Origin of the sequence: Bacillus cereus group sp. BfR-BA-01441 (assembly GCF_022663075.1) — a bacterium.
GTDB classification, from domain to species: Bacteria; Bacillota; Bacilli; order Bacillales; family Bacillaceae_G; genus Bacillus_A; species Bacillus_A cereus.
Genome location: NZ_JAKUEU010000446.1, coordinates 1 through 216, shown reverse-complemented (window position 1 = coordinate 216; position 216 = coordinate 1). Strand labels below are relative to the sequence as shown.

The following is a 216-nucleotide window of genomic DNA, read 5'->3' as shown; positions in this document are numbered from 1 at the left end:
GCCTTCCTCAGGAAACCTTAGGCATTCGGTGGACGGGATTCTCACCCGTCTTTCGCTACTCATACCGGCATTCTCACTTCTAAGCACTCCACCAGTCCTTCCGGGCTGACTTCACTGTCCTTAGAACGCTCCCCTACCACTGATACCATTGGTATCAATCCGCAGCTTCGGTGGTGTATTTAGCCCCGGTACATTTTCGGCGCAGAGTCACTCGAC

Annotated in this window: 1 rRNA gene; it reads right to left on the bottom strand. The window is 53.7% G+C overall.

The features are described from left to right. Positions 1-216, bottom strand: a 23S ribosomal RNA gene (locus MR107_RS31140); the annotation flags it as partial.